Annotated in this window: 16 protein-coding genes; 15 read left to right on the plus strand and 1 reads right to left on the minus strand. The window is 28.8% G+C overall.

Annotated features, from left to right (window positions below):
- Positions 1 to 105: 105 nt before the first annotated feature.
- Positions 106 to 1,350 carry an extracellular solute-binding protein gene (locus tag CC89_RS04655; RefSeq protein ID WP_035289610.1) on the plus strand — a complete coding sequence of 415 codons (1,245 nt, stop codon included), beginning with the start codon at positions 106 to 108 and terminating at the stop codon, positions 1,348 to 1,350.
- Between the two features lie 18 nt (positions 1,351 to 1,368).
- Here the strand turns inward: CC89_RS04655 and perR are convergent, their stop codons facing one another.
- Positions 1,369 to 1,782, minus strand: coding sequence for a transcriptional regulator PerR (gene perR, locus CC89_RS04660; RefSeq protein WP_035289612.1), 414 nt, complete (start codon positions 1,780 to 1,782; stop codon positions 1,369 to 1,371).
- Positions 1,783 to 2,129: 347 nt separating this feature from the next.
- On the opposite strand from perR, the gene CC89_RS04665 reads away from it, so the two are divergent.
- The 14 genes from CC89_RS04665 to CC89_RS04730 all read left to right on the plus strand — a co-directional run bounded on the left by CC89_RS04665 (position 2,130) and on the right by CC89_RS04730 (position 16,525).
- On the plus strand, positions 2,130 to 3,500 hold the full coding sequence (locus tag CC89_RS04665; RefSeq protein ID WP_035289614.1) for a PhoH family protein: 1,371 nt from the start codon (positions 2,130 to 2,132) through the stop codon (positions 3,498 to 3,500).
- A 254-nt stretch (positions 3,501 to 3,754) separates the two neighbouring features.
- A complete protein-coding gene (locus CC89_RS04670) occupies positions 3,755 to 4,738 on the plus strand; it encodes a phosphodiester glycosidase family protein (protein WP_286161306.1) in 984 nt (327 codons plus the stop codon).
- 126 nt (positions 4,739 to 4,864) lie between these two features.
- On the plus strand, positions 4,865 to 5,905 hold the full coding sequence (locus CC89_RS04675) for a hypothetical protein (RefSeq protein WP_035289617.1): 1,041 nt from the start codon (positions 4,865 to 4,867) through the stop codon (positions 5,903 to 5,905).
- A gap of 155 nt (positions 5,906 to 6,060) precedes the next feature.
- Positions 6,061 to 6,732, plus strand: a complete 672-nt coding sequence (locus tag CC89_RS04680) for a site-2 protease family protein (RefSeq protein WP_035289619.1) — start codon at positions 6,061 to 6,063, stop codon at positions 6,730 to 6,732.
- A gap of 200 nt (positions 6,733 to 6,932) precedes the next feature.
- Positions 6,933 to 7,568, plus strand: a complete 636-nt coding sequence (trmB, locus tag CC89_RS04685) for a tRNA (guanosine(46)-N7)-methyltransferase TrmB (RefSeq protein WP_035289621.1) — start codon at positions 6,933 to 6,935, stop codon at positions 7,566 to 7,568.
- A 168-nt stretch (positions 7,569 to 7,736) separates the two neighbouring features.
- Positions 7,737 to 8,810: a nicotinate-nucleotide--dimethylbenzimidazole phosphoribosyltransferase gene (cobT, locus tag CC89_RS04690; protein WP_035289623.1), complete on the plus strand. Its 1,074-nt coding sequence runs from the start codon at positions 7,737 to 7,739 to the stop codon at positions 8,808 to 8,810.
- A 216-nt stretch (positions 8,811 to 9,026) separates the two neighbouring features.
- Positions 9,027 to 9,626 (plus strand): alpha-ribazole phosphatase, encoded by a 600-nt coding sequence (cobC, locus tag CC89_RS04695; protein WP_035289625.1) that lies wholly within the window; start codon positions 9,027 to 9,029, stop codon positions 9,624 to 9,626.
- A 151-nt stretch (positions 9,627 to 9,777) separates the two neighbouring features.
- Positions 9,778 to 10,326, plus strand: a complete 549-nt coding sequence (cobU, locus tag CC89_RS04700; RefSeq protein WP_035289627.1) for a bifunctional adenosylcobinamide kinase/adenosylcobinamide-phosphate guanylyltransferase — start codon at positions 9,778 to 9,780, stop codon at positions 10,324 to 10,326.
- A gap of 168 nt (positions 10,327 to 10,494) precedes the next feature.
- Positions 10,495 to 11,256: an adenosylcobinamide-GDP ribazoletransferase gene (gene cobS / locus CC89_RS04705; RefSeq protein ID WP_035289629.1), complete on the plus strand. Its 762-nt coding sequence runs from the start codon at positions 10,495 to 10,497 to the stop codon at positions 11,254 to 11,256.
- A 35-nt stretch (positions 11,257 to 11,291) separates the two neighbouring features.
- On the plus strand, positions 11,292 to 11,807 hold the full coding sequence (cobO, locus tag CC89_RS04710; RefSeq protein WP_035289632.1) for a cob(I)yrinic acid a,c-diamide adenosyltransferase: 516 nt from the start codon (positions 11,292 to 11,294) through the stop codon (positions 11,805 to 11,807).
- Complete coding sequence (gene ymfI / locus CC89_RS04715; protein WP_502685618.1) at positions 11,804 to 12,571, plus strand: elongation factor P 5-aminopentanone reductase; 768 nt, start codon at positions 11,804 to 11,806, stop codon at positions 12,569 to 12,571. Before cobO ends, ymfI begins: the two co-directional genes overlap by 4 nt.
- 333 nt (positions 12,572 to 12,904) lie before the next feature.
- The gene (locus CC89_RS04720) at positions 12,905 to 13,783 is read left to right on the plus strand and encodes a sigma-70 family RNA polymerase sigma factor (protein WP_051931493.1); all 879 of its coding nucleotides are present in this window, start codon (positions 12,905 to 12,907) and stop codon (positions 13,781 to 13,783) included.
- A gap of 86 nt (positions 13,784 to 13,869) precedes the next feature.
- The gene (locus CC89_RS04725; protein WP_035289634.1) at positions 13,870 to 14,082 is read left to right on the plus strand and encodes a hypothetical protein; all 213 of its coding nucleotides are present in this window, start codon (positions 13,870 to 13,872) and stop codon (positions 14,080 to 14,082) included.
- 106 nt (positions 14,083 to 14,188) lie between these two features.
- On the plus strand, positions 14,189 to 16,525 hold the full coding sequence (locus CC89_RS04730) for an ATP-dependent DNA helicase (RefSeq protein ID WP_035289637.1): 2,337 nt from the start codon (positions 14,189 to 14,191) through the stop codon (positions 16,523 to 16,525).
- The last annotated feature ends 30 nt before the right edge of the window (positions 16,526 to 16,555 follow it).

Genomic DNA, 16,555 nt, shown 5'->3' on the forward strand with positions numbered 1-16,555 from the left:
ACTTCATATAATTCACCCCCATTAAAGTATATGCATGAATAATATAATTAATTAATTACATAAACTAATTTTAATAAAATCCTTTGAAATGGAGTGAAGTGTTTTATGAAAAACATAAAAAAAATATTAATTAGCATTTTAATATGTTCTATATGTTTTAGTTTTATTGGATGCAGTAAAGGGAAAAAAAATAAAGTAGAAGAAAAAGGTGGATTAAAAGAGATAAATATTTGTACGAATTTAGAAGATAGGGATAATTTGTATTTAATAAATTACATAAAAAACCAATATGAAAGCATAAATACAAAATATAGAGTTAATATTACTAATTTTACAGAATTCAATGAAATTACAGCTATATTGAACGAGAAAAAAGTTGATTTAATATTCTCAGATAGAAATAATATGATACAACTAGCAGATAAGGGGTTTGTTGGTGAACTATCTTTAATAATAAAAGAAGAAAAAATAAAAGAGAGATATTATGAGGTATTAAGTAATTATGGAACACATAATAATGGAATATACGGAGTAGGTATACTACCATTTTCAGTTGAAATGTTGTATAATGGGAATGTTGCAGATAAGATGAAACTTTCTTACCCTAAGGATATCAATGATATATTCAGTTTATTTAAGCAGCTAAACAGTAAAGGAATGGAGGTTCCAGTGATTTTACCTGAAGACATTGAAATTAATGAAGTTTTATTTTCTACAATATTTAGTAATATAGCTCTTGAAAATAATATAGACGAGTTTTATGGAAGTTCTGATAAATACTACAAAGATTCAAAGGATATACAGAAAGTTTTTCAATATATAAATTATCTACAAAAAAACAATATATTGAATAATAAAACTTTTAAAAGAGTGTCCTCAGATAATTTGAAAGAAATACAGGGAAAGGAATATCCATTAATTATAGCTGCCTACAATGGAAAAGGTTTGAATAAATTTGAAGAAATTTATAAATATGAATTATTAGATTTAAGCAAAAATAATTTTAGAAACATTATTATAGTTGAGCCAATAGTTTGTGTAAATACTGCCAGTGTAGATAAGGAAGAAGTGAGAAATTTTATAAAGTTTATATATACTGAAGACTTGCAAAAGAAATTATCGCAGCAAGGGTTCTACATAGGAAATATGGAATTAAGTAAAAAAGTTACTGAAGGTACTGAAAAGGTATTCTTAGAACACATAAAGTATAGTAATAGAAGAAACATGCTAATAAATAACAGCATTCCAAAAGAAATTAATAAGGGTATAGAAAAAATAATAACTGAAATTTTAAATGGACATTATACGGGTGAAGAGTGGAAGAAAGTTGTAAAGAGTACATATAAATAAAAAGCATAAGTAGTAAATCTACTTATGCTTGCAATCAGGACATAGTCCGTAGAAATAAATTTTATTGGAAAGTACTGAATAATTTGTGTATTCTTTAATATCTTCGTTCAATTTAGAAAAAGATAGATTCTCAATGTCATCTACTCTACCACAGTTTAGGCATTGTATGTGAGGATGAGAATTTACGTTTCCATCGTATCGGAAACTTCCTTCACCCACATTTATTTCTTGTATTAAATTTACTTCAACTAAAGTTTTTAAAGCTTTATAAACTGTAGCAAGACTCATGGTAGGATAGTCCTTTTGTAAAGCTTTATAAATTGTCTCTGCAGAAGGGTGCTCTTTAGTTGATTTTAGATATTTGTAAACTGCTATTCTTTGAGGAGTCAGTTTTAGACTCTTTTCCTTAAAAACAGATGTAATATTATTCATAATCACCATTCCTTATTTTTAAACTACTTATATTATATAATAAAAATTATTATCTGTAAAGCTAGGGTAAATAATATAACTTTCTTTATTATATGGACATTTTGATAGAGAATCTATTTTAGATAAAAGTAAGATATAAAAGTGTAGCTACGTTCTTAAATAACAATTTCTTAGTTTTAGATGTACCAAAAGCTTCATCTAAGACTAAGAAATTTGTTTATAAAGAAATTTAATATTGTTATACTATTGAAAATAAAACAATATTAATATAGTAAATACAATTTAGTGGTTTAGCAATTATAGGAAGGAGGATTTGTTGGCTTGTACATTATGCCAACAATTATATATTGAGTCGGACATATATTATAGATACAAATGTGCTTTTATATTCTCCAGAATCTATATTAAATTTCCAAAGCGGTGATGTGGTAATACCGGAAGTAGTACTGGAAGAGTTAGATAATTTTAAAAGAAACAATGGAGAAATAGGTTATAATGCTAGGCATGTAGCTAAATTAATAGAACAGCTTAGAAAGGACGGAAATTTAGTTGACGGAATTATATTATCAAGTGGTAGAAAATTGAGAGTGGAAACGAATTACTATGAAATAGGAATACCAAAGTCTTGGGATAAAAATAAACCTGATAATAGAATAATTCAAATCTGCAAAGGATTAAAGGAAAAAGGTGAAGACGTGTATTTAGTTACCATGGATATTATGCAGAGAATAAAGTGTGATGCTTTGGGAATTCAAGTTGGTGATTTCTCGGATAATATCCACAGCAGCTATAGTACAAACTATACTGGAAGGACAGAATTGTATGCTTCTGAAGAAAATGTAAATGAGTTTTATATAAGAAAATGTATTGATTTAAAAGAATTGTTTTGTTACTGTGAAGAAAAAGAGGAGTATATCCGTCCTAATTTAATAGTAAATGAATTTATATTGATTAGAGCTATAGAAAATCCTAGAAAAACTGCATTAGGAAGATATGATGGCAAGAGAGTTGTTCCTTTAATATATAGCAATATAAGGCCTCTTAATATATCACCTAGAAATATAGGACAAAAATTTATGCAAGAAGCTCTCTTTATGGAATGTGATGAAGCGCCGTTAGTTATAATAAAGGGACCTGCTGGCACAGCTAAAACATTATTTTCTCTAGCTATAGGACTCTACAAAGTGTTAGAAACGAATTCTAGGGAATACAGGAGGATTTTAGTTTGTAGAGCTAATGTAACTATGGATGAGGAAATTGGATTTCTACCTGGATCGGAGCAAGACAAAATATTGCCTTTTATGAGACCAGTGTATGATAATCTGGAGGTTTTAGTGAATTCCTATTATAAATGTAAGGAGGAAGATGAGCTCAATGATAAAATAAGAGAGTTTTTTGATAAAAGAATTATAACTACTGAGGCAGTAGCATACTTAAGAGGTAGGTCTATATATAAAAACTGGGTAATCATTGATGAGGCACAAAACCTTTCTCCTAAACAAATTAAAGCTATAATTACTAGAATTGGAAAGGGTACTAAACTAATACTTATAGGAGATCCAGAACAAATAGATCAACCGTCTTTAGACTTTAAATTCAATGGATTGTGTTATGCTTCAGAGAAAATGAAGGGCAGCAACCTTTGTTATCAGCTTACCTTAAATTATGAAGAATGTGAAAGATCTTCTTTAGCATATGAAGGAGCTAAAAGATTATAAAATATTTTAATCATACATTATTAAAAATAATATAATATTAATTATTACGCCCAATTTTTAGTGTCTAATTGCCAGTTGCTAGTGAATAAACAGTATAGTAATTTGGTGATTAGACATTATTTATTGGGAAATAATATGTTAACTAAAAATTAAAAAAATTTATATTACTATAGGCATGTGGAATATGTTGTAATGAATATATACTTGTGATATATTTTACTTTATACTTGTATAGTTTAAGAAAGGTGATAAATTTGAAAAGAAATAAGAAAATCACTAAAATTTTAGCTTTCTTAGTTTTTCAAGTGGTATTTATATTTATAACCATTCCATTTTTTATATTTTGGGGTCCATTTGAAAATATTAAAAAAACTATGGTAGGGGCTTCAATGACTACTTTAAGTCATCAATATATAGCAAAAAAAATTTTATCACAAGATCGTATAGATGAAATTTTAAGTGAAAATAAATTTGATATAAAAAAGCAAAAGAACTTGGAAGAAATAAAAAATAATATAAAAAATAGAATTAAAAAAACAAGTATAGAGAAATATTCTATCAGCAGTAAAAGATTTAAGGGATATGTGCTAATTATAGATGATCCTAGTAAAATAAAAGTGGGGTATAGTGGTAAAATTGGATTAGAAGGAGAAACTACAAGTAAGATAGCAGAAAGAAATAAAGCTATAGCAGCTGTAAATGGTGGAGCTTTTGCTTACAACGAGCAGGAAGAATCATGGGTTAGTTCAGGTGCAAAACCTATGGGTATTTTAATATCCAATGGAAGGAATATCTGTAAAAGTGTAGGAAGAGACTCTCAAATGTATGTTATGGCTTTCACGGAAGATGGAGTGCTATTAGTGGGAAACTATAATTTTAAGGAATTAGAGAGTTTAAAGGTAAGAGATGCCATATCTTTTGGGCCTCCAATAGTTATTGATGGAAAGGGTACTGTAGTCAAAGGAGATGGTGGATGGGGTATTGCTCCAAGGACAGCTATAGGTCAGAGAAAAGATGGAAGTATAATTTTATTGGTTATAGATGGAAGACAACCTAGTAGTTATGGAGCTAGTTTAAAGGATTTACAGGACATAATGATTCAGTTTGCCGCTTATAATGCCACTAATTTAGATGGAGGATCATCTTCCACTATGTACTATAAAGGAGATATACTAAATAATCCTTCAGACCCTTTAGGTGAAAGAACGGTTCCTTCTATTGTGTATGTAGAAAAATAATATTATGATTAACCCACAATAAGGTACAATGTGGTGAAATTATGAAATTTTATAATTAAAGTAACTTAATACTTTTTGTGGGATAATCATATTATATTGTTGCTAAATAAATGATAAGGTGATTTTATGAAAAAATTTCAAAAGGTTCTATTATGGGTTATAATAGGTGTATTTATAGAAACATCTTTGCTTTGGTATTTAGATAAATACATATTAGATAATAACATTAATGTTAAAATAACAAAGTTAATATATAAAGAAAAAGAAGAAAATTATAATACAAAAGCTAGTATACCTTTAGAGACAAAAAATATAAAGATATCTCATGAAGGTAGCTATATTAGCTATTTAACAGAAGAAAAACTGAATATAATACATGTAGAAAAAGGTGTAAACGAAAGTTTACCAATAAGTGAAAAAAGCACAATATTGGATTATACATGGGTGGAAAATAGGGATAGAATGTTGATATTAGAAGCGCAAAAAGAAAAAAATTCTAATAGAATTAATATATCCTACTATGATGTAAAAAAGCATGAAAAAGAAGAAATAGCACATTTAGCTTGGTCAAATAATCAAGGAATTACTGGAAACATACTTGTATCTCCAGTAATAGAAATGATATATGTAAATATTGTAGAGGATGAAAAATCTAAGGTATATATGGTGGATTTAATGAAAAATGTAAAGGAAGTAGATTTAGGTGAAACTCATATAGGAAATATGCTTGTGACTAAAGAAAATATACTTTTATATGAGAACCTAGAGGATTCTGTACTAATGCAATATAATAAGGGGGAATGTAAAGACATATGTAAATTAGCTAGTGGTAGGCTGTGGAATTTGGATGATAGAGGAAATATTTATTTCTATGCAATGGGAAATTCAAGGATTAGTGATATATTATATATTGATAATGCAAGTAATTTGAATAACATGAAGAATAAAAATTTTAAGAAGATAAGTTTAGACAAGGAATATAGTTTAAGTAGTATTTATGTAAAAGCCAATGGGGAAGTTTATGTAGAAGATGGAAAGCATAACTTAGTTAAAGGGTATAATTCTGATAAAGTATTTAAATACAAAGGAAGTTTTATTGGATTTTATAAATATGGTTTCCTTTATAAAAATCAGAGTGGAGATATTAAAAGAGAAGAAATAAAATAATTATTAATTACTATTGATTTATAAGCCCCTAATTTCTGGGCATCAAGTCTAGACAGCAAATTATAATTATCTAAATGGTAATTGGAGACTAGGGGTTGAAGATTAGAAAACTTTAGTGCGTAAATAAATTTTTAATATTTTAGGGGGAGAGAAGTTTGTTCAGTAGAGAATATATATTAGAAAAAATATTAATTATTCCAGCTATATTAGTAGCATTTACCGTGCATGAATATGCTCATGCAAAGATAGCAGATAAACTAGGTGATAAAACACCTAGATTTCAAGGAAGACTCACATTAAATCCTATTAATCACATAGACCCAATAGGATTTATCATGATACTGATTTTAGGATTTGGATGGGCAAAACCTGTTGAAACTAATCCTAGAGCTTTTAAAAATTATTATAAAGATGATTTAAAAGTATCCATAGCAGGCCCTATTTCAAATTTATTAGCAGCATTGATTTTTGTATTGATTTATGGTTTTATAGCTAATCATATTTTTATTGGGGATTTTGGACGAAAAGTCAATACCATAATGTTCCTTATACTTTACATATTGCGAGGAGTAGTAGAAATTAATGTACTTCTATTTTTATTTAATTTATTGCCTATACCAGGACTAGATGGATTTCATGTTTTAAAAGATTTATTCCACAAGTTTTTTTATAAATTTTCAGATGTAATTTATGGTTATCAAATGGTGATACTTGTTTTATTTATAGTCCCATTGCCAGGATTAAGAATTTCTATAGCTTCTTTAATAATAGGCTTTCCTTATAGAGCTATAGTTAGTTTTTTCTTTAAAATAGCAAGTTTCATTTAGTAGAAAAATATTCATACAATAGCTATAATATCTTCAGATGGATTTTCAATGGCAGTAAATAGGTTCGGAAGTATCAACATACTTTTAGTAGAAGCAGAGAAGATTAACTCTTTGCTTCTTATTTTTGGATTTTTTATTGTTTTATACAACTTTTCTATGTTAAAATTATAGACGTATGTTATGTATATAGGAGGAAGAACATGAGACTAAGGAAAAAATGGTGGGCAAGACCTGAATTAGAGAAAAGTGAAGCATTCATTTCAGATGCTAAAGAATTAAAAGGAAGATGGCATGAAGAATTTAGAAATGATAATGATATATATTTAGAATTAGGATGTGGAAGAGGTGGATTTGTATCTAAAGCAGCTTTGAAACATCTAGATAAAAATTTTGTAGCAGTGGATCTTAAAGATGAAGTTTTAATATATGTGCTTAGAAGACTTCAAGAAGAGGAAATTACAAATGTAAGAATAACAGCTATGAATATAATGGGAATATCTGATGTATTTCAAAAGGGAGAAATTAAAAGAATATTTATAAATTTTTGTAATCCATGGCCTAAGGAAAGACATAAAAAGAGAAGGCTTACTCATACAAAATTTTTAGAATACTATAAACAGTTTATAGAAAAAGGGTGCCAAATATGGTTTAAAACTGATGATGATGAATTGTTTGAGGAATCTTTGGAGTATTTTAAGGAAAGTGGATTTAGTTTTAAATATTTAACTAGAGATTTACATAATGAAAATTTTAATGATAATATAGTTACTGAATATGAATCTAAATTCGTAGAGCAAGGAATAAAAATAAAGTTTTTAATAGCGGAATTAAATTAATAAAAGATATATATGCAAGGCTATACCTGAAATGGTAAGGTCTTGCAACTTTTTTTATTATGTTATTTTATTTTTTTATATAAGAATTAAAATTCACGAACTATTTACTGAAATAAAAGAAATATGTTAGTATTATTAAGAAAGGTACATATGGATGGGGGATTGAAAATGTCATTATTAAAAAGTACAATAAAGGAAATTAAGCCATTAAAAGAAGAGGCTATAAAAAAAGCGTGGGATAGAATAGATAATTTAACCAAACCTATTGGAAGTTTGGGAAGGCTTGAAGAAATAGCTGCTCAAATGGCAGGTATTACGGGAGAAGTTTTTCCTAAGATAAAAAATAAAAATATAATAATAATGTGTTCGGATAATGGAGTTGTAGAGGAGAATGTAAGTAATAATTCTCAAAAGATAACAAGTATAGTTACAAATAATTTTACTAGAGATATAACTGGGGTTCATGTTCTTTCTAAGTTCACTAACACAGATATGACGGTGGTAGATATAGGTGTAAATTGTGATTTCCATAATAATTTAATAATAGATAAAAAAATTTCTTATGGTACAAAAAACATGGCTAAGGAACCTGCTATGACAAGAGAACAAGCCATAAGAGCGGTAGAAATTGGTATAGAAATGGTAGATAACCTAGTAGAAGAAGGAGTAAATTTATTTGGTACAGGAGAAATGGGAGTGGGAAATACCACTACTAGTGCAGCAGTTTTAAGTGTGCTTTGTGATTTAGAGCCAGAAATTACTGCAGGAAAGGGTTCTGGTATAACAGATACACAATTAATGTGTAAAAGAGAGGCCATTAGAAAGGCTATAGAAGTAAACAAGCCAGATAAAAGTGATGTTATAGATGTATTATCTAAAGTTGGTGGGTATGACATTGCAGGGCTTTGTGGCTGTTTTTTAGGAGCAGCTAAAAATAGAGTGCCCATTGTGATAGATGGATTTATAGCGTCGGCAGCTGCTTTGTGTGCTTGTAGATTAAATCCTTTATGCAAAAATTATATATTTTCATCACATTTATCAGCAGAACCAGCTGCCATACACATGTTAAAAGAAATAGGAGTAGAACCATTATTGAATTTAAAAATGAGATTGGGAGAAGGATCTGGATGCCCTTTGGCTTTTAATATAATAGAAGCTGCAATTTATACTATGGAAAACATGGGAACTTTTGAAGATGCAGCACTAGATGTTAATGAATATATAGATATAAGAGAAAAATAAACATAAGGTAAGAAGTAAAAGTGAAAAGGTGAGAACTAATAGGTAAAAAGTAAAAACTATTGAAAAAATTCAGTAAAGCTGAATTTTCACTACAACTATTACTTCTTACTTCTTAGCTATTACCTATTATAACTGCGAAAATTGAACTAATAAATTTTAAACCCTAGTGTAAGATTATAATTGAAGATTAAAAAAGAGATGAGGTTTTATGGAGAAATGAATATATACTTAGTACGGCATGGGGAAACTGCTGAAAATGCAAAAGGAACCTATTATGGCAGTATGAATGTAGGGTTAAATAAAAAAGGAATTGCCCAAATAGAAACTTTATCAAAATTCTTTAATAATGTGAATATAGATAAGGTTTATATAAGTGATACTAAAAGGGCATATGAAACAGCAAAAATTATATTAAGCGAAAAGTCCATGCCGCTATTTAGGGATGAGAGATTAAAAGAAACCAGTTTTGGCGATTTTGAGGGGAAAACTTTTGAAGAACTATCTAAAGATTATCCAAAGGAGTGCCAATTGTGGGTGAAAGATTGGAAAAACTTTAGACCGCCTAATGGAGAAACCTATATGGAGATGTATGAAAGGGTTTCTAATTTTATGGATGAATTAAAAGAAATGAGCTACGATAATGTGCTGGTTGTAACCCATTCAGGAGTTATTAAGGCAATTTTATGCTATGTAATGGATGGCAACATGGATTTGTTTTGGAAGTTTGCTTGTTCAAATGGAGATAGAGTTTTGATTAAATATGAATATGGAAATCTTTATTTGGATTCCATAACACACGCTTTATTAGTTGACTAGTTTGCTAGTGAAATAAAAGAAGTTCAATTTAAAATTCAGTACAAAATATTTTTGAAGTTTTTGTAAGAAAAGTTCGATGGGCACATTAGTGATTACGAGAGAAATAATTTAGCACTAGAATTATAGCATATAGGAAGGGGAGACTTTTAAAGTGAGTAAAGTTGTTTTAGTTACTGGTGGAAGTAGAAGTGGGAAAAGTAGTTTTGCAGAGAATTTGTTGAAGGATACAAATGATGTGCTTTATATAGCTACGGCAATAATTACAGATGGAGAGATGAAGGATAGAATCAAAAAACATAGGGAAAGCAGAAATGCAAAATGGCAAACCTATGAGGGATTTAAGGATTTAGACAAAGTTGTAGAGAAATGTACCCATAAAAACATAATGCTAGATTGTGTTACTGTTATGATAACTAATTTAATGTTTGAAGAACACAAGGACTTTGATAGTATGTCCATGGAAGAAGTGGATGAGCTATTGATATACATAAAAGATCAATTTGGAAAGTTTATAGATAAAGCCAAGGAGAAAGATATAAATCTAGTTATGGTAACTAACGAAGTGGGAAGTGGTTTGGTGCCGGAGTATAAGTTGAGTAGAATTTTTAGAGATATTGCAGGGTTTACCAATCAATTTATAGCTAGAAAAAGTCACGAAGTTTATTTTACGGCCTGTGGACTGCCACTAAAACTAAAATAATTAATAATAAATATTATGATTAAACCACAAAAAGGTCAATGCGGTGGAATTATGAAATTTCATAATTCAAGTAATGTAATGCTTTTTGTGAGATAATCATATTATACTTGCGAAATAAAAGTTTACTAAAAGATAATTTTACAATTTAAATAATTGGAGATGAGTATAGTGAAGGAATTCTTTAATAATTTTCTACTTTTTGTACAGTTTTTAACAAGAATACCTATAAATAAAAATTTGCCTTGTGAAATGGACAATTTTAAAAATGGAATAATATTTTTCCCTGTAATTGGACTTATAATTGGCGGCGTTCAATGGATAGTGGTATATGTTTTTAGTAGAATTTTGCCTGTAAATATAGTGGCAGTTTTTGCAATAATAGCAGCACTTCTAATAACAGGAGCTCTCCATGTAGATGGATGGGGAGATGTGTTTGATGGTTTTTTTTCCTTTAAAGGAGGAAAAGAAAAAATAATAGAGGTAATGAAGGACAGTAGAATTGGAACTTATTCATGTATAGCTATAATTTGCAATTTTATTTTAAAGTATGCAGGAATATCAAATTTAATTACTGGGGGCTTTAGTTTATGGATTATAGCGGTTCCTGTAATGGCAAAGTGTTGTGTGGTATTTATATGCTACATTGGGAATACTGCAAAAAAAACTGGTTCGGGAAATGTATTTATAGGAAATGTAGAGCTCATAGGAGTAATAGTATCCTCTTTAATAGGAATGATTATAATAGTACCTATAGTAGGGGCAGGAAACTTTTTAATAATTGCTATAGTAGATATATTGTTAACTTTACTAATAAATATATTTTGTAAACATTATATAGGTGGTCACACTGGAGATACTTTAGGATTTACTAGTGAAGCTATAGAGATAGTTACTTTAATAGTTATGTCTTCTATTGTTTTTAATATGTAAATAAAACTATAGTTATTACAAGAGGGAGTGTTTTAATGAAAAAGTCATATGTCCATGTATATACAGGAAATGGTAAAGGTAAAACTACAGCAGCTATAGGACTTGCAATTAGAGCGGCTATGTCAGGAAAAAATGTTTATATTGGACAGTTTATAAAAGGAATGAAATACAATGAGTGTAAGGTAGTAGAATATATACCTAATATAATCATAGAGCAATTAGGCAGAGAGTGTTTTATAAATAGAGAGCCGCAGGAAGAAGACATATTAGCTGCAAAAGAAGCCTGGAGGAAATGTAAGCAAATTCTTAATTCAAGGGAGTATTCTTTGGTTATATTAGATGAAATAACTATAGCATTTTACTATAATTTAGTAGATGTAAAAGATGTAGTGGATGCAGTAAAAAATAGAAATGACCAAATAGAAGTGGTGATAACAGGTAGGTATGCTCCAGAAGAAATTATAGAAATGGCAGACTTAGTTACGGAAATGAAAGAAATAAAACATTACTATACACAAGGAGTACTTTCTAGAGATGGTATAGATAAATGATTGAAAGTAAGGGAGTTGATACAGTGAGTTTAGGTGGTAAAATAGCAGTAGTTACAGGAGCTTCTAGAGGTATAGGTAGAAGTATTGCTGTAGAACTTGCTAAAAGAGGAGCAAATGTTATAGTAAATTATAAAGAAGACCAAAACGGGGCAGAGAAAACGGTAAAATTAATTAATGAAAATGGTGGAAGAGGTTTTTTGTATAAAGGCGATGTAAGCAACTATTATTTCTGTAAAAGCATGATGGAAGATATAATAAATAGGTTTTCTAAAATAGATATATTAGTTAACAATGCAGGTATATCAAAAGTTGGTTTATTCATGGACCTAAAAGAGAAAGACTTTGATGACATAATGAATGTAAACTTTAAAGGAGTATTTAACTGTTGTCATGCGGTGGTGGAGCACATGATAAGTAGGAAAAAAGGTAATATTGTTAATATTTCATCCATATGGGGCAATGTAGGAGCTTCTTGTGAAGTTATATATTCAGCATCTAAGGGAGCGGTAAACTCTTTTACGAAGGCTTTAGCTAAAGAATTAGCGCCTTCTTGCATTAGAGTTAATGCTGTATCACCAGGAGTCATAGATACGGAAATGAATAAATGTTTTTCTGCAGAAGAAAAAAAAGCTTTGATTGAAGAAATACCTATGATGAGAATGGGACAAGGAGAAGATATAGGAAAGGTAGTAGGATTTTTATGTGATGAATCTTCAGGATATATAACTGGACAAATAATAACAGTGGATGGAGGTTTCTTATAATATGATTTAACCACAAAAAGGTACAATGTAGTGGATTTATGGGATTTCTCCTCCATGCCTAGCATAAGAGCCCGGAACAATAAATTAAATTTAAATAGTTCCTTCGCTTCTTATGCAAGGCATTCCAGAGAGATTTCATAATTTAGGTAATGTAATTCTTATTGTGGGATAATCATTTTATAAAAATACTTTTTTATAGAATGGTTTCAAGTATAAAGATCAATGACATATAGTAAATGTTAAAATATTTAAAAAAATGTAATTTATAAAGGGATTTTTTAATATAATATAGAACATTAATAATATATTGCATTGATTGGTTGGTGATTTTAAATGTATTGTGATATTCATGATATAAACAAATTGCACCAGGAAACTGACAGTAAAAATATATCCTATGAAAATAATAAGAAACTTATATACCTTTATAAAGCTAATGGAGATATGAAGGCAAAAGAAAAATTAATATTGAACAATATAAATTTAGTAAGAAAAATAGCTTTTAAAAAATCCAAGATATCATCTTTTACCTATGAAGATTTGATTCAAGAGGGAGTAATAGGTCTTATAAAGGGTATAGAAAAATTTGATATTAATAAAGGTACGGAGTTCTCTACTTATGTTTATTATTGGATAAATCAACACATAGATAGGGCCATATACGATAAAGGTTTTTTAGTAAGACTTCCTGTTCACGTAATTGAAAAGATAAATAAAATAAATAGAATAGAAAAAAGTCAACTGTGTAGCTATGGATATATAAAAAAAGAGTTTATATGTAGCAAATTGAATATTTCATTAGAGGAATATGAAGAGATGAAGGAGTTTGAGGATAAAATAAAGTGGATAGTTTCATTAAATCAAAGTGCTAGTTCTGAAGATGGAAGTGATGAAGGAGAGCTTTTAGATATAATCCCCTCATACTATAGTTTAAATAGTTATGTATATGATGATTTTAATGTAGAAGATAAAGTTTATAGAAATTTGCTAAGAAAAGATATAGAAAGAGTACTTCAAACTTTATCACCGAGAGAAGAAAAAATAATAAGGGATAGATTTGGATTATATGAAAGGGAGCCTAAAACTTTAGAAGAAATAGGAAAGTATTACAAAATAACTAGAGAGAGAATAAGACAGATAGAGGCTAAAGCCATAAGAAAATTAAGGCATCCTACTAGGGCAAGAGCATTAAAAGACTATATTATATCATAAAATAAATAATTGTAATTTAGTTTTATGAAATATATAGAGGATGTGGTAAAATATATTTAATAAATTCATATTAAGGGGGATTGTATATGGGGATATTACTGGGTATAATTTTAACTTTAATAGTACTAGTACTTGTGGCGGCTATATTGGGAGCTGTGGTCTTACCAATAGTTGCAGTTGTATTTGTAGTTGGTATAATTTTAGCTATAATTTCTGCAGTATTTAAATTTGTATTTGGAGTACCTTTTTTAGTGGCTATTCTTATAATAGCAATAATATATTATTTTATTAAGAAATAGAGTTTTGTATTTTAATTAAATAAAGATACTATAAAATGCGGGTTTAAGGAATACTTACCGCTTTTTATATTTTATTTACCTTTTTAGAATTTGGAGGAATTATCACATGGATAATAGGGATATAATAAAAGTTTCAGTAAGAGATTTAGTAGAATTTTTATATAGAAGAGGAGACTTGGTATCTAGTTTTAAAGGAGTATCTAGAAATATAGATGCAATAAAAATTCATCAAAAAATTCAAAAAAAAGGTGGAGAAAATTATAATAAGGAATTTTACCTATGTCATACTTCAGATGTAAATGATATAAAAATAGAGGTAAGTGGAAGAGCGGATGGTGTAATAATTTTAGAAAATGAAGTTATAATAGATGAAATAAAAACTACCACAAGACCTTTAGAAGAGATATATGAGGAATTTAATTTGGCTCATTGGGCGCAGGCTCAATGTTATGGATATATATACTCAGAGGAGAATTCCTTAAGTAATATAAAGGTCCAACTCACATATTATTCTTTTGTAGATGAGGATATAAAAACATTTATAAAAGAGTTTTCTTTTGAAGAATTAAAGAATTTTTTTAATCAAATGCTAAATAGATATATAAAGTATGCAAAGATGAGACAAAGTTGGAGAAGTGTTAGAGATAATTCTATAAAAGACTTTAAATTCCCATTTAGTAATTATAGAAAGGGTCAGAGAGAATTTGCTATAGGGGTATATAAAACCCTAAAGAAGGGAAAAAAATTGTTTGCAGAGGCTCCAACGGGTACAGGAAAAACTTTAGCCACTTTATTCCCAAGCATAAAAGCAATGGGAGAGGAAATTTGTTCAAAGATCTTTTATTTGACGGCTAAAAATATGGGTAAAATAGCTGCAGAAGATACTATGAACTATATGTTAGAAAATGGACTTAAAATAAAGGTGGTTTCATTAACTTCCAAAGAAAGGATATGTTTTAAAGATAAAAATTGTGATCCTGACATATGTCCCTATGCAAAAGGACACTATGACAGGGTTACAGATGCATTAGGAGAGATTTTTCAAAATGAAGATTTGATAAATGATGATAAAATTAAAGTATATGCTGAAAAATACAGAGTGTGTCCCTTTGAGTTATCTCTTGATTTATGCAATTGGGCTGATTGTATAATTTGTGATTATAATTATGTGTTTGACCCTAGAGTTTATCTGAAAAGATTTTTTGATTCTTATAATGATTATGTAATTTTAGTAGATGAAGCGCACAATCTAGTAGATAGAAGTAGAGAGATGTATTCAGCTGAATTAAGTAAAAAAGCTATGTTGAGTTTAAAAAAAATAGTAAGAGAAGAGATACCAGATTTATGTAAAAGTTTAAATAAAATAAATTCATTTTTTCTCAAAAATAAAAAGAAGATGACAGATGAATATTATATAAATAAAAATTTACCGGAAGATATTTATTCTTTATCTAAAAAGTTTTTAAGTATATGTGATAAATGGCTGAGTAAGGAAGAAGAGTGGGAGTTTAAAGACGAACTTTTAGAGGTATATTTTAATGTTCATAGATTTTGTAAGGTTTGTGAATGGTATGGGGAACAGTATGTAAGTTATTTTAAAAAAGAAAAAGATGATGTTATATTGAAGTTATTTTGCTTAGATCCATCTAAATTTATAGAGGACTTTGGAAAAGTAGTTAAATCTACTATATTTTTTTCAGCTACCTTAGCTCCAATGGATTATTATATGAACGTACTTAATGGGGAGGGTGAAAGTTATAAATTAAGGCTTAAATCTCCATTTCCAGAGAAAAATTTATGCTTAATTGTAGATAATAAGATTTCTACTAAATATTCTCAAAGAAAGTATACATACAACCAAGTGGTACAAGATATATACAATGTAGTTAAATCTAAAAAAGGAAATTATTTAGTTTTTGCACCTTCCTATGAATATATGGAAGTATTGTATGAAAAATTTATGGACTTAAATTTAAAAGTACAATGTATAAAGCAAAATTATAGTATGGATGAACAGGAAAAGGAAAACTTTTTAGAAAAATTTAGTGAAGAAAAAGATGAAACTTTGGTAGGGTTTGTTGTAATGGGAGGGATGTTTGGCGAAGGGATAGATTTGACCGGTGATAAGCTAATAGGAGCGGTGGTGGTAGGAGTTGGTATGCCTCAAATCTGTGCAGAAAGGAATTTAATAAGAGATTATTATGATGAAAAAAACTCAAAAGGATTTCAATATTCATATATATATCCAGGGATGAATAAGGTCATGCAAGCAGCAGGAAGGGTAATAAGAAGGGAAAGTGATAAGGGAGTTGTACTTCTTATAGACACTAGATTTGGTACAGTTTCCTATAGAAGTTTATTTCCTAAGCATTGGCTTACTATTTTCAAAAAGAATCAGGGAGATATTATAAAAATACTAGAAGATTTTTGGTATGTTAAATAATTAAAATTACGGCACTTTCTATTACTTATA

Origin of the sequence: Clostridium sp. KNHs214 (assembly GCF_000744935.1) — a bacterium.
Lineage (GTDB): Bacteria > Bacillota > Clostridia > Clostridiales > Clostridiaceae > Haloimpatiens.